This is a genomic window from Streptomyces griseobrunneus, assembly GCF_046713465.1.
Classification (GTDB): Bacteria; Actinomycetota; Actinomycetes; order Streptomycetales; family Streptomycetaceae; genus Streptomyces; species Streptomyces microflavus.
This window is the reverse complement of the sequence record NZ_CP177080.1, coordinates 401,043-417,660: the sequence shown is the minus strand read 5'-3', so window position 1 is coordinate 417,660 and position 16,618 is coordinate 401,043. Positions and strand designations below refer to the sequence as shown.

General features: G+C 72.5%; 17 protein-coding genes and 2 pseudogenes. 6 read left to right on the top strand and 13 right to left on the bottom strand.

Annotated features, from left to right (window positions below; translation table 11 throughout):
• Positions 1–22: 22 nt before the first annotated feature.
• The 4 genes and pseudogenes from ACK8N7_RS02085 to ACK8N7_RS02070 all read right to left on the bottom strand — a co-directional run bounded on the left by ACK8N7_RS02085 (position 23) and on the right by ACK8N7_RS02070 (position 4,217).
• Positions 23–598, bottom strand: coding sequence for a TerD family protein (locus ACK8N7_RS02085; RefSeq protein WP_403217888.1), 576 nt, complete (start codon positions 596–598; stop codon positions 23–25).
• 213 nt (positions 599–811) lie between these two features.
• A pseudogene (gene tatA, locus ACK8N7_RS02080) lies at positions 812–975 on the bottom strand (Sec-independent protein translocase subunit TatA).
• Positions 976–1,067: 92 nt separating this feature from the next.
• Positions 1,068–3,859: pseudogene (gene mgtA / locus ACK8N7_RS02075) on the bottom strand (magnesium-translocating P-type ATPase).
• Positions 3,852–4,217 (bottom strand): ArsR/SmtB family transcription factor, encoded by a 366-nt coding sequence (locus ACK8N7_RS02070; RefSeq protein ID WP_403217885.1) that lies wholly within the window; start codon positions 4,215–4,217, stop codon positions 3,852–3,854. Before ACK8N7_RS02070 ends, mgtA begins: the two are co-directional and overlap by 8 nt.
• Positions 4,218–4,543: 326 nt before the next feature.
• On the opposite strand from ACK8N7_RS02070, the gene ACK8N7_RS02065 reads away from it, so the two are divergent.
• Positions 4,544–5,179: a GTP-binding protein gene (locus ACK8N7_RS02065; protein ID WP_500440575.1), complete on the top strand. Its 636-nt coding sequence runs from the start codon at positions 4,544–4,546 to the stop codon at positions 5,177–5,179.
• A gap of 25 nt (positions 5,180–5,204) precedes the next feature.
• On the opposite strand, the gene ACK8N7_RS02060 is transcribed toward ACK8N7_RS02065, so the two are convergent.
• Complete coding sequence (locus tag ACK8N7_RS02060; RefSeq protein WP_355122885.1) at positions 5,205–5,633, bottom strand: PPOX class F420-dependent oxidoreductase; 429 nt, start codon at positions 5,631–5,633, stop codon at positions 5,205–5,207.
• 147 nt (positions 5,634–5,780) lie between these two features.
• On the opposite strand from ACK8N7_RS02060, the gene ACK8N7_RS02055 reads away from it, so the two are divergent.
• From ACK8N7_RS02055 to ACK8N7_RS02040, 4 genes are all read left to right on the top strand, one after another.
• Positions 5,781–6,194, top strand: coding sequence for a roadblock/LC7 domain-containing protein (locus ACK8N7_RS02055; RefSeq protein WP_015606451.1), 414 nt, complete (start codon positions 5,781–5,783; stop codon positions 6,192–6,194).
• A gap of 131 nt (positions 6,195–6,325) precedes the next feature.
• On the top strand, positions 6,326–7,381 hold the full coding sequence (locus ACK8N7_RS02050) for a DUF6397 family protein (protein ID WP_500440572.1): 1,056 nt from the start codon (positions 6,326–6,328) through the stop codon (positions 7,379–7,381).
• Positions 7,382–7,421: 40 nt separating this feature from the next.
• Positions 7,422–7,910, top strand: a complete 489-nt coding sequence (locus tag ACK8N7_RS02045; RefSeq protein ID WP_500440570.1) for a GNAT family N-acetyltransferase — start codon at positions 7,422–7,424, stop codon at positions 7,908–7,910.
• Between the two features lie 233 nt (positions 7,911–8,143).
• On the top strand, positions 8,144–8,800 hold the full coding sequence (locus tag ACK8N7_RS02040; RefSeq protein ID WP_403217881.1) for an LAETG motif-containing sortase-dependent surface protein: 657 nt from the start codon (positions 8,144–8,146) through the stop codon (positions 8,798–8,800).
• A gap of 118 nt (positions 8,801–8,918) precedes the next feature.
• On the opposite strand, the gene ACK8N7_RS02035 is transcribed toward ACK8N7_RS02040, so the two are convergent.
• A complete protein-coding gene (locus ACK8N7_RS02035; RefSeq protein ID WP_403217880.1) occupies positions 8,919–11,072 on the bottom strand; it encodes a SpoIIE family protein phosphatase in 2,154 nt (717 codons plus the stop codon).
• 280 nt (positions 11,073–11,352) lie between these two features.
• Between ACK8N7_RS02035 and ACK8N7_RS02030 the strand changes: the two genes are divergently transcribed.
• Positions 11,353–12,438, top strand: coding sequence for an enoyl-CoA hydratase/isomerase family protein (locus tag ACK8N7_RS02030; protein WP_500440567.1), 1,086 nt, complete (start codon positions 11,353–11,355; stop codon positions 12,436–12,438).
• Between the two features lie 48 nt (positions 12,439–12,486).
• Here ACK8N7_RS02030 and ACK8N7_RS02025 read toward each other — a convergent pair whose 3' ends face one another.
• From ACK8N7_RS02025 to ACK8N7_RS01995, 7 genes are all read right to left on the bottom strand, one after another.
• Positions 12,487–12,714 carry a hypothetical protein gene (locus ACK8N7_RS02025; protein WP_015606445.1) on the bottom strand — a complete coding sequence of 76 codons (228 nt, stop codon included), beginning with the start codon at positions 12,712–12,714 and terminating at the stop codon, positions 12,487–12,489.
• A 74-nt stretch (positions 12,715–12,788) separates the two neighbouring features.
• Positions 12,789–13,274, bottom strand: a complete 486-nt coding sequence (locus ACK8N7_RS02020; RefSeq protein ID WP_500440566.1) for a hypothetical protein — start codon at positions 13,272–13,274, stop codon at positions 12,789–12,791.
• Positions 13,275–13,393: 119 nt separating this feature from the next.
• Positions 13,394–13,909, bottom strand: a complete 516-nt coding sequence (locus ACK8N7_RS02015) for an SRPBCC family protein (RefSeq protein WP_403217877.1) — start codon at positions 13,907–13,909, stop codon at positions 13,394–13,396.
• A gap of 157 nt (positions 13,910–14,066) precedes the next feature.
• Positions 14,067–14,660: a hypothetical protein gene (locus ACK8N7_RS02010; protein ID WP_500440564.1), complete on the bottom strand. Its 594-nt coding sequence runs from the start codon at positions 14,658–14,660 to the stop codon at positions 14,067–14,069.
• 37 nt (positions 14,661–14,697) lie between these two features.
• Positions 14,698–15,765: a DUF6286 domain-containing protein gene (locus tag ACK8N7_RS02005; RefSeq protein WP_500440563.1), complete on the bottom strand. Its 1,068-nt coding sequence runs from the start codon at positions 15,763–15,765 to the stop codon at positions 14,698–14,700.
• Positions 15,762–15,989 carry a hypothetical protein gene (locus ACK8N7_RS02000; protein WP_031125296.1) on the bottom strand — a complete coding sequence of 76 codons (228 nt, stop codon included), beginning with the start codon at positions 15,987–15,989 and terminating at the stop codon, positions 15,762–15,764. The genes ACK8N7_RS02005 and ACK8N7_RS02000 overlap by 4 nt, the downstream gene beginning before the upstream one ends.
• A gap of 4 nt (positions 15,990–15,993) precedes the next feature.
• Positions 15,994–16,518: an Asp23/Gls24 family envelope stress response protein gene (locus ACK8N7_RS01995; RefSeq protein ID WP_403217874.1), complete on the bottom strand. Its 525-nt coding sequence runs from the start codon at positions 16,516–16,518 to the stop codon at positions 15,994–15,996.
• Positions 16,519–16,618 lie beyond the last annotated feature (100 nt).

The following is a 16,618-nucleotide window of genomic DNA, read 5'->3' as shown; positions in this document are numbered from 1 at the left end:
GGGCGCCCGGGGCCCGTCCCGGTCAGACGTTGACGCCGTAGTCGGACGCGATGCCGGCCAGCCCCGATGCGTACCCCTGGCCGACGGCCCGGAACTTCCACTCGACGCCGTGTCGGTAGAGCTCACCGAAGACCATCGCGGTCTCGGTGGAGGCGTCCTCACTCAGGTCGTAGCGGGCCAGCTCGACACCGTTCGCCCGGTTCACCACGCGGATGAACGCGTTGCGCACCTGGCCGAAGCTCTGGCCCCGGCTCTGGGCGTCATGGATCGAGACCGGGAACACTATCTTCGCGATCTCCGCGGGGACCGAGGCCAGGTCGACCTCGACCGACTCGTCGTCCCCCTCGCCCTCACCCGTCAGGTTGTCCCCGGTGTGGCGGACCGAACCGTCGGGGCTGGTGAGGTTGTTGTAGAAGACGAAGTGGCCGTCGGAGAGAACCTTGCCCGCCTCGGAGCACAGCAGCGCACTGGCGTCCAGGTCGTGATCGGCTCCGGTCGTGGTCCGTACGTCCCAACCGAGGCCGACCGTCACGGCCGTCAGGCCGGGGGCCTCCTTCGACAGGGAGACGTTGCCGCCCTTCGCCAGGCTCACACCCATGAATTTCCTCCAGTGTTCCGTCGGTCCGCACGTCTGATCGGTAATCGCCGGATCGGCAGACCCCTCGATCCGTCATCCGTGCTGCGTTGCTGTCACTCATGTGGCCGCTACTTGTAGGAACGCCCCATGCGGCCTTCTGGGTTCCCGGATTGCGCAAGCCGTGAAATGAACGGCGGCCGAGTGCCCGGTCCGGGGTGCCGGGCCCTCGGGGGGTCAGCGGGCTTCCTCGTCCTTCATGGCCTCGCCTCGCTCTTGGGGATGCGCATCGACTTCCCCAGGGCGCGGGCGGTGTCCGGCAGCTTCTTCGAACCGAAGAGCACGACCACCACGACGGCCAGGATCAACAGGTGCCAGGGCTCCAGGCCGTTGCGCAACACTCTGGCCCCGCCCTTCTCTCCGTCTGCGCGGCAACAGTTGCCGCATTGCGCAACTGCACAACTGTGCGGTTAGGCCGGGACGACCGCCCCCCTCAGAGCTCCGCGCCGGCTTTCCGTACGCTCCGCTCCTGCTCGACGCCGGCCGGATGGCGCCGCTCGTAACGCCTCCGTGCCGCCGTGAGCCCCACCGCGTACAGGCCCAGGACCGAGCCGAGCAACAGGTAGTAGAGAGGGGGCAGGGCGCTCATTCCGAGCAACGGCCCCAGCGGGGTCACCGGGAGCAGGACACCGACCACCGCGAGTCCGGCCGCGGCGCCCCGCAGAGGACCCCCGGCCCGGCGCTCGGCGGCGCTGCGGCCGGTCCGCAGCAGGACCAGTACGAGGGCCTGGGTCAGCAGGTTCTCGGTGAACCATCCGGCGTGGAACGCCGCCTCGCCGTCCGTCCCGGCCGCGTTGTGGAGTGCGAGGGCCAGCACACCGAAGGTGGCGAGGTCGGCGGCGGCGTTGAGCAGGCCGAAGCCGGTGATGAAGCGCAGGAAGTCGCGCGACCGCAGCACGGTGGGCCGCCGCAGGGCGGAAGCCGCCGGGCGGTCGAACGCGAAGGCGAGCTGCGCGGCGTCGAAGCAGAGGTTCTGCACCAGCACCTGCGCGGGAAGCATGGGGAGGAAGGGCAGCATCAGTCCGGCCGTCAGCATGGCGATGACGTTGCCCAGGTTGGAGGAGAGGGTGATGCGCAGAAAGGTCGCGATGTTCCCGCTGCTGTGCCGGCCCTCCAGCACGGCCCGGTCGATCGCGGTGAGGTCCTTCTCCGCCAGCACGACGTCGGCCGCCTCGCGCGCCACATCGACCGCGTTGCGCGGACAGATACCGACATCGGCCGCGTGCAGGGCGGGCAGATCTTTGACGCCGTCGCCGAGGAACCCTGTCGTGTGCCCGGCGGCGCGCAGCGCCGAGACGATCCGGGCCTTGTGCTCGGGGGTACAGCGCGCGAACACCGTCGCCCGGTCCGCGACCCGCGCCAACTCCGCGTCCGACAGCGTGTCCACCAGCTCGGCCGTCACGATGCCGTCGCCCCCGCCCGTCGCGTCCGTACGCAGGCCCAGGTCCTGGCACACGCGGGCCGCCGTGCCCGGATGGTCGCCGGTCAGCACCTTGACGGTCACTCCCCGCCGGGCCAGCACGCCGAGGGCGTCGGCAGCGCTCGGCGTGGGGACGTCCCGCAGAGCGACCAGGCCCACGAACGTCAGACCGCGCTCGTCCGCCGGGGTGTAGGCGCCCGGCCGGGCAGGCCGATGGGCGTGTGCCACGGCCAGCAGGCGCAGCCCCGATTCAGCCTTCCGGTCGGCGAGGGCGAGCAGCCGCTCCCGCTCGTCCCCGTCCAGGGCGCACCGTCCGAGCACCGCCTCCACTGCACCCTTGGTCACCAGCGTGTGGGCGCCGACCCGGCCGGGCCGCCGGAGCACCGCGGTCGCGACCCGCCGCACCGGATCGAAGGGCAGCGCGGCCACACCTTCGTACGCGGCGGACGGCCCCCACCCACCGGCCTCGTCGGCGGCGTCCAGCACCGCCTCGTCGAGGGTGTCCGGCGCGGGCAGCTCCGCCAGCTGGAGGGTCCACAGCGCGCTGAGAGCGGCCCATCCCAGTACGTCGGGATCGGGCAGATCCGAGCCGTCGACGGCCTCTTCGACGAAGGGCCGGTCCTCGGTCAGCGTCCCCGTCTTGTCCAGGCACAGCACATCGACGGCACCCAGGTCGTGCAGGGCGGGCAGCCGTTTGACGATCACTCCGCTGGTACGGGCGAGCCGGGCCGCACCCCGTGCGAGCGCCGTCGTGACGATGACGGGCAGCATCTCCGGGGTGAGCCCCACCGCCACGGCCACCGCGAACGGCAGTGTCTCCAGACCCCGGCCGCGCAGCGCCGCATTGGCCATCAGCACCAGCGGCGGGGTCAGCAGCATGAAGCGGATCAGCGTCCAGGAGATGCCCTGCACCGACCGGTCGAAGGCGCTGGCACCCCGTTGCCGGGCCCGGCCGTCGTGCGCGGCGGCGAACCGGGTCTCCCCTCCGGTGGCCACGATCACCGCCGTACCGCTGCCGGACGTCACACTGCTGCCCTGGAAGCACAGCTGCGGCCGTGCGAAGGGCCCGGCCCCGGCGAGCGCGGGGTCCGGTGCGTCGAGGGGGTACTTCGCCACCGGTGCCGATTCCCCGGTCAGCGCCGACTGATGCACCGTGAGCCCACCCGCCCGGAGCACCTGCACATCGGCCGGTACGAGATCGCCCGGACCCAGGCGGATCACATCGCCGGGCACCAGGTCGGCCACCGGTACTTCCCGCTCCCGGGGCGCCGCGTCCGCCGAGGCCCGGCGCACCACCGTCGCCGTGGTCGCCACCAGCTCCCTGAGCGCCGCCGCCGAACGGTCGGCGCGGTGCTCCTCGGTCGAACGCAGCAGGCAGCTGACCCCGACGAGCGCCAGGATCACGCAGGCCGTGCCCCAGGCGGAGACGACGGCGGAGACCAGCCCCAGACAGAGCAGTACAGAGGTGAAGGGGTCCCGGAGACTGCGGACGAAGCGCCGGGGCCGGGAGACCGGGCGCCAGGCGGGCAGCACGTTCTCCCCGAACCGCGCGAGCCACTCCTCGGCCCGCGCCTCCACCAGCCCGCGCGGTCCGCTGTCCAGCGAGCGCAGTCTGCAGGGAGGTCTTCACCTGCGGGGAGTACCGGTCCGGTGCCGGGAGTCGGGGCGGTGGTACCGAGCTCCGTGCCGACGATCTCGGGTACGGGCTCCGGCGCCGATGTGCCGACGGCCGGGAACGGTGTCACGGAGGCCGAAGTTCCGGGGCTGGTACGGCCGGGTCCCGCGGCTGCGCTGCCCTCAGGCACCGAGCTCACGCAGGCGGACGAGCCCCTGGGCCGGGTACCCGGCCCGCTCGGCGAGCTGGCCCACCATGAGCCGGACGACCGTCACCACATCGGGATCGTCGACCAGGTAGACCTGCCGGCGGCCCTCGCGTCGCGAACGCACGAGACCGGCCAGTTTGAGCTTGGTCAAATGCTGGCTGACCGAGGGGAGCGTGCCGCCCACCCGCTCGGCGAGGCCCGTCACATCGCTCTCACCCTGGGCCAGCGCCCACACGATGTGCAGCCTCGCCGGTGTCGCCAGGAGTCCGAACGCGGCCGCGGCCTCGGCCAGCACCTCGGCGGGCGGATCCTGGAAACCGCCGCCGGTACCTGTTGACACTCTTGTCTCTCCCGTCCGTGGGCCGCCCGCCCAGACCCGTCACCACGTCCGTTGCCGCGACCGAAAAAACCAGTGTAGAGGCCATGCCGAAATCGCTCGGGGCTGTGATCGGGGCACACCGCGCGCAATGCGGGCCATAAGAGGCCAGAAGAGGGACGGCAGGGGGACGAGATGCGGCATGAGTGGGCGGGCCGGATCCGCATCGATCAAGAACGATCAACCCGCTCGGGCCGCACAGCCGGTTGCCATGCTGTGCCGAAGCGATGTCCGAACAGCTGAACCGAGCTCCGCCAAGGTGTGCGGCTCACTCGCGGGAGAAGTGGTCGATGTCCTCTGAGCACGCCGAGAACGCTCACAGCACCCACAGCGCTCCGAACACCCACCGGGACGACGACACCGCGATGGCCTTGAAGATCCTGGTGGCGGGCGGCTTCGGCGCCGGGAAAACGACCCTGGTCGGCGCGGTCAGCGACATCCGGCCGCTGCGGACCGAGGAAACGCTCAGCGAGGCCGGACAGGGGGTGGACGACACGGCAGGGGTGGCACGGAAGGCCACCTCGACCGTAGCGATGGATTTCGGCCGTATTACCATCCACGCCGGTCTGTCCCTGTATCTGTTCGGCACACCGGGGCAGGACCGGTTCTGGTTCCTGTGGGACGAGCTGTCCGAAGGTGCCCTGGCAGCGGTCGTCCTCGCCGACACCCGGCGGCTCGAGGACTGCTTCGCGGCCGTCGACTACTTCGAGCGCCGGCGCATCCCGTTCGTCGTCGCCGTCAACTGCTTCCCCGGGGCGCGCACCTATGCGGCGCACGACGTGTCGCACGCCCTTGACCTGGACCGGGGAACGCCCGTCGTGCTGTGCGACGCCCGCGACCGGGACTCCGGGAAGGACGTCCTGATCCGTACGGTCGAGTACGCCGGACGGATGCACACCGCCCGGCTTCTCGACTCCGTCGGCTGACCGCCCGGCGCCGTTACGCGGCCGGTCAGTCGGCCATGTCGGCCAGGGCGATCACCTTGTCGATCCGTACCCGCACCACCAGTTCACCGGCCACGCCGTTGCGGCGGCCGAACTCCTCGGCGGCCTCCGGCGCCACGTAGCGCCCGGCGATCCGCGTCGCCCACCGCAGCAGTTCCTCGGGGTCCTCGCTCAGCTCCGCATGCCCCTGCACCACGGCGAACGCGTACGGCGGCCGGTCGTCGTCGACGCAGAGGGAGACCCGTCCGTCGCGCTCCAGATTGCGGCCTTTCACACTTTTCTTGCCGGTGTTGAAGACCAGTGAGTCGCCGTCGAGCAGGAACCAGACGGGCGCGATGTGCGGACTGCCGTCGGCCCGCACGGTCGAAACCTTCGCGGTGCGGGTGCCCTCGGAGAGGAAGGCCCGCCATTCTTCATCGGTCATGTGATGTGCCATGCGCTCATCCTGGGCCCGATGCCCGTGTGGCGCGAAGCGGCGCCCCGGGCGGCGGGGGGCGCTTGCCCGGACGGAGGCGGTGCGCAAGGCTTACGCGCGTAGCAGGGTACGGGGTACGGGGAACGAAGGCACGGGGAGGACGAGCAGATGGCGCTTGACCGGGGACTCGATTGGCTCCTGGACGATCTCACCAGCAGGGTGCAGTACATACGACACGCCCTGGTGCTGTCGAACGACGGCCTGGTCACCGGAGCCAGCACCGGACTGGCCCGCGAGGACGCCGAACACCTGGCCGCGGTCTCGTCCGGTCTGCACAGCCTGGCGCGTGGTTCGGGGCGGCACTTCCGGGCCGGGCGGGCCCGCCAGACCATGGTCGAATTCGATGAGGCATTGCTCTTCGTGACCGCCGCCGGCGACGGCAGCTGCCTGTCCGTGCTGACCGCGGCCGAAGCCGATGTGGGGCAGGTGGCCTACGAGATGACCCTGCTCGTCAACCGGGTCGGCGAGCACCTCGGTGTCTCCGTCCGCCAGGGCGGGCCGGAGGGTGCCGAACCTTTCTGAAAATCTTCCGGCACCCGTCCGACCTGCGGCTTTCCCTGGCCGGAAGGAGTTATCCACAGGCCTGACCGAATGTGACCCCGCCGGGCTACCGTGATCACGGAGAGTATTCGAGGTCCACGGGGAGGACGGTCATGACGGTCAAGGAAGCGATCCGCGCGCAGGCCGAGGACGCCCAGCAGATCCGAGGTATGGACGAGATCCGGGACGAGGCCGCGCACACCTCGCCCGACGCACCGGCGGCCACGGTGGCCGCCGGCCGTGCGGCGCAGGAACTGGGGCTGCGGCGCAGCGAATTCGAGCTCGCCGTGCACCTCGGGCTGATCGCCGTCACCGCCGGGCCCGGCGGCGGGCGGCCGCGGGTGCCCGAAGGGGAGGTCGCGCGGCTGCGTGAAGACCCGGGACTTCCCGACGGGTTGGCGGAGCGGGTACGCACCGTCGGCACCGCGGACGGCGCCGCTCTGCTGGGCATCGCCGCCGCGCGGTTCACCCGGCTGGCCAGAGCGGGCTGCGTCTCACCGGTCACGTTCTATCTGAACCGGTATCGCGCGGTGGTCTGGCTCTATCTCGCCGACGAGCTGGCCTCGTTCGCGGTGCGGGAGCCCGAGCTGCTCGCCGGCCGTACGCCTCTTGGGATGCGCACGATGCTGGAGGCGGGCGGCGACTGGAGGGCACGGAACTGGCGTACCCAGCGGATCGAGCGGCTGCTGGACCGCACCGGGGACCCCTGGGCGCGGGCGGCGGTCGAGGCGACCGCACTGGACCCCGCCCACCTGGCGGAGGTGGTGGAGGACCCCTATGAACGCGCCTATCTCGCACGGGTCAGGCCGGAGCCCGTCTTCGGGCGGCCGGGCTCCGTGGCGGCCAGGGAGACGATGGGGCAGCTGATGCTGGCGGACGATCCCGATGAGATCCTGTGGCGGCGGATCAATCTGACCCTCGGTCTGGACGGCGCCCGTGAGGCGCGACCGGCCCCACACCCGGGCGAGGACCACGAGGCGCGGACGGCTCCCGCCCCTTCACCCGCCCTCTCGCCCGCCCCGCGCGCGGCTCCACCACGGCCCCTGCCCGTCGTGGAGTCGGCAACGCTGCCGTCGCCTCCTGCCGGGGACCTGCCGTCCGGAGTACGTGAGCCGGGCCGGAAACGGCTGCTGGCCAGGCTGGGATGGCGCCGGCGGAGCGACGGATAGCCATTCGCGGACGGGTGTTCGAGTCGGGCATCATGTCCGCATGTTGATCAGGGAAGCCACCACCGAGGACTGGCCCGCCATCTGGCCGTTCTTCCACACGATCGTCGCCGCGGGCGAGACTCTTACCTACCCGCTCGACCTCGGCGAGGAGGACGCACAGGGCTGGTGGTACGTCGCCGCCCCGAACCGCGTGGTCGTCGCCGTCGACGATGCGGGAGAGGTTCTCGGCACGGCGAAGATGAACCGGAACCACATGGGCAACGGCTCGCACGTGGCCAGCGCCACGTACATGGTCGACCCCGCCCATTCCGGCAAGGGGGTGGGGCGAGCCCTGTGCGAGTACTCGGTCGAGTGGGCCCGCACGTCGGGTTTCCGGGCAATGCAGTTCAACGCGGTGGTCGAGACGAACGTCCACGCCGTCAAGCTGTACGAGTCCATCGGCTTCGAGGTGATCGGCACCTTCCCGGAGGGGTTCCGCCACCCGACCGAGGGCTATGTGGGCCTGCACATCATGCACAAGGCCCTCTGAGCCCTCCGCGGCTTTCCGTGCGGCGCTCCCGGCCGACGGCACCGGCTGTCACATGAGCCATCGGCGGCGGACAGTGGCGCGAAGTAGCTGTCCGTCTTGGGTGAAGTGGCGGAGGTATGGCCGGAGTTCGTTCGGGGGGTGACACACGGGGTGGGTGCGTCCTCACGTGGCGATGGCAGTACTGTGCGCCCCACCGCCATTCGGGCGATGAGATTCAGCTGGAGGAAGTATCCATGACCATACCCAGGAGATCGTGGCGTGGCGCGGGAGCAATCGTGGCCGCTGCGGTCGTCGGTCTGACCGGAGGCGTCATCTCCGCCGGTCCGGCCGCGGCTCACACCCCCACCTGGGCCGTGACCTGCTCCGAGGTGACCGTTGACCTCAAGAACTACTCGCCGAACGTCCCCAACACGGTGACTGTCACCGTGGACGGCAAGGACCTGCTGCCCACCAAGGAGTTCGGCCGTGAGTTCAGCACGAAGCTGACTCTTCCCGAGCACTCCGGTCCGGTGACCGTCCGACTGGACGTCAAGGACGCCAGCGAGGGCGGCAAGCACTCGTTCAAGGACGAGAAGTCGGTCGAGGCGTGCGAGGAGGAGCCGACTCCCACGCCGACTCCGACCGAGCCCACCCCCACCGAGCCGACTCCGACCGAGTCGACGCCGTCGGAGACCCCGGGCACGCAGACGCCCGAGCCGAGCGCCACCCCCAGCGGTGAGCCTTCGGAGTCCGCGCCCGCCGTGCCCGCCCCGAGCCCCAGCTCGCCGGACCTGGCCGAGACCGGTTCGTCGTCCGCGACGCCGGTCATCGGTGGTGCCGCTCTCGCGGTGCTGCTCGCCGGTGGCGGGATCCTGTGGGCCGTTCGCAAGCGGCGTACCACCCAGAGCTGACGCCAGGGCATCCGGCGTCGCTCCCGCCCGAGGCGGTGAGCGGCGCCGGGCCGCCCGATGTGTCGGAGCCGCCGGTCGAGGGGCGTGCCGCATCGCTGAAGGTGATGCGGCACGCCCCTCATCGCTGCCCGGCGGGCGGCACCTGCTCCACGGCGGCCGGAGCAGGAGCGGTGGCGGGCGGGGGAGCGGGACCGATCTCGCACCAGACGGCCTTGCCCTCGCCGCGGGGTTCGATGCCCCAGCGGGTGGCGACCGCGTCGAGCAGGAGCAGCCCCCGGCCCGACGTCGAGGTCTCTCCCGGGGTACGCCGCCGGGGCCAGGCACTCGACCGGTCCTGCACCGAGAGCCGGATCCGCCGCACCGGCTCCGGCAGCACCTCCAGACTCAGGACCGCCCCGCCTTCCGTGTGCAGCAGCACGTTCACCAGCAGCTCACCGGTGACCAGTTCGGCGTCGTCGGCGAACTCGGCCATGCCCCAGTCGGCGAGCGCCTGGCGCACGATCGCACGCGCGTCGGACAGCCCCTCCGGATCCGCCTGGTGGATGTACTGGTGCAGCCGGGGCGCCTGCGAGGAGCCCACATCGGGGCTGCGCCGCAGGACCAGCAGCGCCACGTCGTCCCCCGACCCCCACCGTTCCCAGAGCCGGTCCGAGAGATGGTCGGCCAGCGCCTCGGCCCCCGCGGGACCCGCGCTCACCTCGTTCCGCAGCGCATCCACCCCGGTGTCCAGGTCGGCGCCCGGCTCCTCCACCAGACCGTCCGTGTACAGGACGAACGTCTCCCCGGGCACCAGATCGAGCCGGGTCTCCGGATACTCCTCGTCCCCGAAATCCGTGGAGATGCCCAGCGGCAGACCGCCGCGCACCTGCGGACTGCCGACCCGCCCGTCGGCATGCCGGATCAGCGGCCCGAGGTGCCCGGCGCGGACCACACGTGCCGCGCCCGTCGCCAGGTCGACCTGGGCATAGGTGCAGGTCGCGAAGCGGTCTGTGTCCAGTTCGGAGAGGAAGCGGGAGGCCCGCGCCAGCACGGTCGCCGGGGGGTGCCCCTCGGCGGCGTACGCACGCAGGGCGATACGCAACTGGCCCATGATCGCGGCGGCATGGGTGTCGTGCCCCTGGACGTCCCCGACGACCAGCCCGTAACGGTTCTTGGGCAGGGCGATCACGTCGTACCAGTCGCCGCCGACCTGCCGCCCGCTCCACGCGGCGTGGTACCGCACCGCGATCTCGCCGCCCTCGATGTCCTGTATGCGGGGCGGGAGCATCGCGGACTGGAGCTGGGTGGCGAACTCCCGCTCCTCGTCGAAGAGCATCGCCCGCTGCAGCGACTGTGCCACGATGGCCGCGAGGCCCAGGCACAGGATCCGCTCATCGGCGTTGAAGACCGTGCGCTCCCGGTAGAAGAGGGCGAGTCCGCCGAGCGACCGGGCCTGGGCCACCAGCGGCAGATAGGCCGCGGCCCGGAACCCGAGCCTGCCCAGATGCGGCTCCAGCACCGGATACCGCCGCGCCAGTGCCGCGAGGGATGTGATGAACCGCGGCCGTCCGCTGCGGATGGCGTCGGCCAGCGGAAGGTTGCGCTCCAGGTCCCCGGAGCCGAGCCCGTCGAGCGCCTCCAGCGACTCGCCGCTCAGCGCCACGATGTTCAGCGCGGAGTTCTCCACCAGCCCCAGGGCCAGCCCGTCCGCCCCCAGTCTCGCCAGCCCGCCCGGACCGGTGAGCGCGGCTGTCACATCGTCGACGGTCACCGCACGTGACATGGCGCTGGTGGTCCGCTCGACGATGTTGGTCTGCCGCTGCCGGCGCTTTTCCAGATCGAGCACGAAGGCCGAATGGGTGACTTCCGCCGTCGCGTCACGGACGACCCCCACGATCCGGTGCGCCTTCCCGTCCTTCGACCGCAGGATGCGGGCCTGGACATGGGTCCACTGGGTCGTCCCGTCGTCCAGCGGAACCCGGAAGTGGACGTTGTAGGAATTGCTGCCGCCGGTGATGGCCTCGTCGATCGTGACGTCCAGCCGAGCCCGTTCCGCCGGCTCCAGCCGCTCCACCAGCGCGCCGGGACGTGAGTCGAACGAGGCAGGGTCCACACCGAAGACAGCCAGACCCGCGTCGTCGATGTCCAGGGTCCGGGCGTCGAGATCCCAGTCGAAGCTGCCGGTCCGGTTCATGGCGAGACGCTCCGTCGGCCCGATCTCACCGTTTGTCCTCCGGTCGATCCGGCGCAGCGGAGCGGAGTCGGTGTCCTGCCGCCGTTCGTGGTCGGTCATGCATGCTCCGGAGATCGTCCGGCGGGGCGCGCGGCGACGCGCCCCGTAGGCCTCAATTGTCGAGCCGCACGCACCGGAGTGCCACAGCGGAGCACCACCGAACTTCCCTCCCGGACCAGCCGCCGTAACCCGGCCCCTGCGCACCGCCTCCGGGCCCGCCCCGCCGCCCCCCTGTCCGGAGCACGGCCGCGGAGTCGCAGAATGGCAGGAACGGGCCGGCCGACCGTGGCGGACGGTCCGCCCTCAGGCCCCCACCGTCCCCAGTGAGCGGAGCGCATACATGAACGACGACCGGCCCGTCCTGCTGGAGACCCGCGGTCACTCCCTGCACATCACCCTGAACCGGCCCCGCGCCATCAACGCGCTCACCCACGCCATGGTCCGCCTTCTCGACGGGGCGCTCGCCGGGGCCGAGCAGGACGAGACGGTGACATCGGTGGTACTGACCGGAGCGGGCGACCGCGGCCTGTGCGCGGGCGGTGACATCCGCGCCCTCCACGACGACACCCGCGCCGGAGGCCGCGCATCGCTGGAGTTCTGGCGCGACGAATACCGCCTCAACGCCCGCATCGCCCGCTTCCCCAAGCCGTACGTCGCCCTCATGGACGGCATCGTGATGGGTGGGGGAGTCGGGGTCTCGGCCCACGCCTCCCTCCGGATCGTCACGGAACGCTCACGCGTGGCCATGCCCGAGACCGGTATCGGATTCGTGCCCGATGTCGGCGGCACCCACCTGCTGGCCGCCGCACCCGGCGAACTGGGCAACCACCTGGCACTCACCGGCCGCTCCGTCGGGGCCGCCGACGCCCTGCTGTGCGGCCTCGCCGACCATTACGTACCCGCGCGGAGCCTGCCGGAGCTGACCGAGGCCCTGGACGCGTCGGCGACCGCCCACGATGTGGCGCGGACGGTGCAGAGGTTCGCCGAGGAGCCGCCCGCCGGTGAGCTCGCCACGCAGCGCGACTGGATCGACGCCTGCTACGCCGCGGACACCGTCGAGGAGATCGTCCGACGGCTCCAGGACAGCGCCACCCCCGCAGCGGTGGATACGGCGGCGGAGCTCGCGGCCCGGTCGCCCCTGGCGCTCAAGGTCACGCTCGCCGCCGTACGGCGTGCCGCCCGGCTCGGCAGCCTGGAAGCCGCCCTCGACCAGGAGTTCCGCGTCTCCGGCCGGATCCGTGAGGAGCCCGACTTCGTGGAGGGCGTTCGCGCCCGGATCATCGACAAGGACGGCAGCCCGCAGTGGAAACCGGCCACCCTCGCCGAGGTGGACGACAGCGCGGTCGCCCGCTTCTTCGCCCTCCTCGGGCCGGGTGAGCAGGAGCTCGGTCTCGCCCCCGGCGCCACCGCCGGCGTAACGGCCTGAGACCGAGCCCCCGGCCGGCGCTTCCCCCTGCCTGCCTGTCGCTCCTGATTACCTGTCGCTGCCGGACAGGCTCGGCTGCAACTCCCGCACCAGGGCGAACAGCCTGTCCTCGTTCCCCGTCAGCCCCGCACCGCGCAGGGCGCGGTCGGCCTCCCGCATCGGTGAGGTGAGCAGCGGCAGGTACAGGGGTGCGTCTTCCGGGTCCGAGAGCGCGGCCCGGGTGGCCTCCAGCAGGCGGACATACGCCTGCGCCGCGGCGAGCTCGTCTTTGTCCATCTCAGCGTCTCCTGGTCAGATGTGTCGGACCGTCAAGCATCTCCCATGGGTCTGACAACGCCCCTTCACGCCCGCTACCGCACCCCGGGAACTCCCGCCGGCGGCTCAACCTCCAGATACCGCCGCCTGCGAGGACCCCGGTAGAGCAGCACGGTCCAGCCCAGCCGCCGCAGCACCTCGGCGCATGCGGCCAGCGCCTCCTCCTCGTGGTGCGCGGCGCCGCTGCCGGGCGGCCCGGCCCAGTCGACCCGTACCGACCCGGCCGACTCGCCGGTACGCACCCGGTACCCGGCGGCCACCCGGTGGCCCGACGCGTCGACGGCGGACGGAGCGGCTCCGGAGCTCTCCAGGGCCAACGCCACGGCCCGGACCGGCCGGTGAAGCTCCCACGGGGCCGGGGCGCCCTCCGGATCGTCCTGCCGCTCTCCGGTCAGGCTGCGGATCTGCATCAGCCCCTCGAAGGCCGTCCGCACCGAAGAGGCGCGCGCCTGCGCGCTCCCACCTGGCGGCGGCCCGTCGCCGGTCGCAGGCTCGAACCCGGCGCCCTCCTCGCTGCCCATTCGTCCCCCTGCGCTCGGACCACACGTACGCGCCCAGTGTGCACCGGGGGAGTGACACGTCCCGGGAGACGAACTCCGCCCCCGCAACAAGGGAGGACCCCCGCAGCAAGCGAGGGCCCTTACGCGGCTCCCCGGGCGTCCTTCTCCACGGCGGCCTTGAGGCGCTTGAGCGTGGTCCGGATGTTGCCGCGCTGGAACTGGGCGAAGGTCTTCCCGCCTGTCGCGACGCGATCGAAGGTGTTGGCCACGAAGTCCGGCCAGGAGCGCCGGTCGTCGGTCCACGTCTCGGTCACGCGGGTCCCGCCGTCCACCGCTTCGAAGCGGTACTCCCAGGTCGCGATGGGCCCGGGAAGCCGCGGCCGCCGGACGCCGATGGCATGGACCCGGAAGGCGAAGCGCTCGCCCGGATCGGCCGCCGTCACGGTGCACCGGGTCGTCCAGCTCACCGCGCCGCGCTTGTTCCGCCCCTCGAAGACCATGCCGACGTAGGTGGCGCGCCGCTCTCCCCGCACGGACGCCCCGCGGTTCTCGGGGCTCCAACGGCCCATGGCGGTGGGGTCGCTGAGCTGTTCGTAGACCTGCGCCGGAGGGGCGGCGATGACGGTGCTGTCCGCTACGGACATGGTGCGGGGCATGACGCAACTCCTTGTCCACGGTCGTCGTCGGGACGTTTCCGGGACCGGACGGACCGTGGCGCCGCGTCCCGGGCCCACACCTTACTCACGAGTAGTCAACGGGTTGAGCCGGGGAGCGGTCCCTGTGCATTGCCACCTGGGCCCTCCACGCCGAGGCTCACCGCGCGCGCCGCTCCCGCCGGTTCGCCACCCGTACCCGTACATCGGTCGGCAGACCGCGTACGCCCGCGCAGCGACGCGCGTCCGCGACCACCCCGGCGGCGACCCGGCGCACCACCTCCACGGGCCGGGCCTCGGGCTCGACGACCAGCGTCACCGACGCCCGCAGCGGCCGGCCCGCCAGGCGCACCCGGGCATGGGCCACGCCGTCGACCGCGCCCGCCTGCGAGGTCATCGCCCGCTCCCACGCCCGCCGTCGCAGCGTGAGACCGGCGCCCCGCAGGCCCACCCACCGGGGACCGGACGCCGACACCTGGGCGGCGAACCACCGGACGAGCAGCGCCAGTACGAGGGTGAGCGCCACGATCACGGCAGGCGTCCACCAGCCGTTCTCCCGCAGCCGGGCCAGTCCGCCGCGATCCAGCAGCACCCCGTCGGCCGCGCGGCCGGACCACCAGCCCGGAACCTCACGACCCACCCGGCCCAGCCCCGCACCGTCCCCGACGGCGAGCAGAGTTCCACCGGCCAGCAGGGCAAGACCGACCGTCCCGAGCAGCGCCCGGTTCACCGCGCCACGCCTGATCACCGCCATGCTCCCCACACCCTCACACCGCCGTCCGTCACGCCGCTCACGCCTCCCCGCTGTTCTGAGGCCCGCTCCGAAGCCCGCCCCGAGACCCGTCCTGCGGCCCGTCCAAATCCCCCTTCAGATCCTCGTCCTGATCCCCTCCGTGATGCCCGCCCTGCGGCCCCGCCGCGGTCGGCCCTTCCGGCATCTCCGGTCCCTCCGGCTCCCCCGACTCCGGGGCCCGCCAGCCCGGCTCGCGCCGCACCCGGACCCGCAGGGCGGGCGTACGGACCAGCCCCAGCTCCAGCAGGCTCGCGCCCAGCACCCGGACCACCTCGGCGCGTACCTCCTCCGGACGGCCGTACCCCACACCGGCCCGTAGCCTCGCCCGCCGCCGACGCACGCTCACCCGAGCCCGTACCACCCCGGGTACGCCGAGCGCCCGCTCCCGCAGGATCCGGGCCGCCGCCGTACGGTCCAGCGCCGCCCGTACCTCCGGCGCGGGCGCCGCCATCCGCAGCCTTCGCCGCAGCCCCGGCAGGAGCGCACAGCCCAGCAGCCAGGCGCCCACGAGCGCCGCGCCCACGCCTCCGAGCCGTACCGCGGTGTCCGCCGGACCATGGGCCGCCGCCCAGTCGACCACTGCCGTCCGCCACCCGGCGGGGGAGCCGCCGAACCGGACCGCGATCACGTCCACCAGCAGCAACCCGCACGCCGCGGCTCCCACGACAGCCAGGACCGCCGCGGGGACACGCCGTTGCGCCCTGATCCGTGGGCCGGAGCCGGCCTTGTCGCTGGGCGGGCGCGGCTCGGCCTCCGGGACCTGCGGGGCAGCAACGACCGACAGCGCGTCGACGTGGACCTCGGCGCGCGGCACGGACAGACCCGTCAGGGCCGCCGTCCGGGTCTCCGCCCGCTCCCGGATCCGCTGGGCGGCCTCGTCGGCCCGCACCGGATAGGGCAGCCGCACGCCGACCGCGATCCGCGCGGAGGCGCCGCGCACCGCGGCCGACCCCCGGATCACCGACCCGCCGTCGGGCAGCGCCTCCGCGGCGGCCCGCTCGGCGATCCGCCGGACCGCCCGGGGGGCCACTGTCGTCGTACCGCGCCCGGCGGCGGGGACCGTCACTGCCGCCTCCCCACCAGTGAGTCCAGGAACTCCCGCAGACCCGTGCCCCGGTCCACGAGATGACCGGCGAACCAGCCCAGCGCGCCGAGCGCGGCCACCACGAGGAACGCCCCGAACCCGCCGAACCAGCCCGCGAACCCCAGCGCCATGCCAGCCGCGGCCCCGAGCACGCCCCGGCCCGGCACACCGTCCACCGGGCCGGGCCCGTCCACCCTCCGTGTCATGCCGTCACGCCACGCGGGTCTCGGCCGGAGCGGCCTCGTCGTCGTCCTCGGGCAGGTGCACGTCGTTCACGGTCACGTTGACCTCGACGACCTCCAGGCCCGTCGTACGCTCCACCGCCGCGATGACGTTCTCGCGCACATCGTGCGCCACATCGGTGATCGCGACGCCGTACTCGACGACGAGGTCCAGGTCGATGGCCGTCTGACGCTCGCCCACCTCGACCTTGACCCCCCTTCCGACGTTCGGCCGGCCGCCGGGCACCCGGTCGCGCACCGCGCCGAGCGTGCGGGAGAGGCCGCCGCCCATGTCGTGCACGCCCGGGATCTCCCGGGCCGCCATCCCCGCGATCTTCACGACGACGGTGTCGGCGATCGACGTGCGGCCCCGCGTCGCCGCGGGCTCGGACGCGCCGGTGGCTCCGCTCCCGAGGGTCGTCGTACCGCTGACTCCGCCGCTCTGCTTCTGTCCGCCCGCGCCCGGCCCCGTCCCCGCGGCGGGAACGGCTGCGGCTGTCTGGGTGGTGGTCATGAGAACTCCTCGCGTATCGCTCGGCTCGTATCGCCTGACTTCTCGTTGGACACGCTGTCCGACCATTCGTCACGCGGGTTCCCGGAAACTTTCCGCGGAC

What these genes read in the sequence shown, in the direction of transcription:
- ACK8N7_RS02060 (WP_355122885.1), bottom strand. Translation starts at nt 5,633, where the DNA reads ATGGCACATCACATGACCGATGAAGAATGGCGGGCCTTCCTCTCCGAG.
- ACK8N7_RS02045 (WP_500440570.1), top strand. Translation starts at nt 7,422, where the DNA reads ATGTTGATCAGGGAAGCCACCACCGAGGACTGGCCCGCCATCTGGCCG.
- ACK8N7_RS02055 (WP_015606451.1), top strand. Translation starts at nt 5,781, where the DNA reads ATGGCGCTTGACCGGGGACTCGATTGGCTCCTGGACGATCTCACCAGC.
- ACK8N7_RS02085 (WP_403217888.1), bottom strand. Translation starts at nt 598, where the DNA reads ATGGGTGTGAGCCTGGCGAAGGGCGGCAACGTCTCCCTGTCGAAGGAG.
- ACK8N7_RS02050 (WP_500440572.1), top strand. Translation starts at nt 6,326, where the DNA reads ATGACGGTCAAGGAAGCGATCCGCGCGCAGGCCGAGGACGCCCAGCAG.
- ACK8N7_RS02035 (WP_403217880.1), bottom strand. Translation starts at nt 11,072, where the DNA reads ATGACCGACCACGAACGGCGGCAGGACACCGACTCCGCTCCGCTGCGC.
- ACK8N7_RS02040 (WP_403217881.1), top strand. Translation starts at nt 8,144, where the DNA reads ATGACCATACCCAGGAGATCGTGGCGTGGCGCGGGAGCAATCGTGGCC.
- ACK8N7_RS02025 (WP_015606445.1), bottom strand. Translation starts at nt 12,714, where the DNA reads ATGGACAAAGACGAGCTCGCCGCGGCGCAGGCGTATGTCCGCCTGCTG.
- ACK8N7_RS02000 (WP_031125296.1), bottom strand. Translation starts at nt 15,989, where the DNA reads ATGACACGGAGGGTGGACGGGCCCGGCCCGGTGGACGGTGTGCCGGGC.
- ACK8N7_RS02020 (WP_500440566.1), bottom strand. Translation starts at nt 13,274, where the DNA reads ATGGGCAGCGAGGAGGGCGCCGGGTTCGAGCCTGCGACCGGCGACGGG.
- ACK8N7_RS01995 (WP_403217874.1), bottom strand. Translation starts at nt 16,518, where the DNA reads ATGACCACCACCCAGACAGCCGCAGCCGTTCCCGCCGCGGGGACGGGG.
- ACK8N7_RS02015 (WP_403217877.1), bottom strand. Translation starts at nt 13,909, where the DNA reads ATGCCCCGCACCATGTCCGTAGCGGACAGCACCGTCATCGCCGCCCCT.
- ACK8N7_RS02030 (WP_500440567.1), top strand. Translation starts at nt 11,353, where the DNA reads ATGAACGACGACCGGCCCGTCCTGCTGGAGACCCGCGGTCACTCCCTG.
- ACK8N7_RS02065 (WP_500440575.1), top strand. Translation starts at nt 4,544, where the DNA reads ATGTCCTCTGAGCACGCCGAGAACGCTCACAGCACCCACAGCGCTCCG.
- ACK8N7_RS02010 (WP_500440564.1), bottom strand. Translation starts at nt 14,660, where the DNA reads ATGGCGGTGATCAGGCGTGGCGCGGTGAACCGGGCGCTGCTCGGGACG.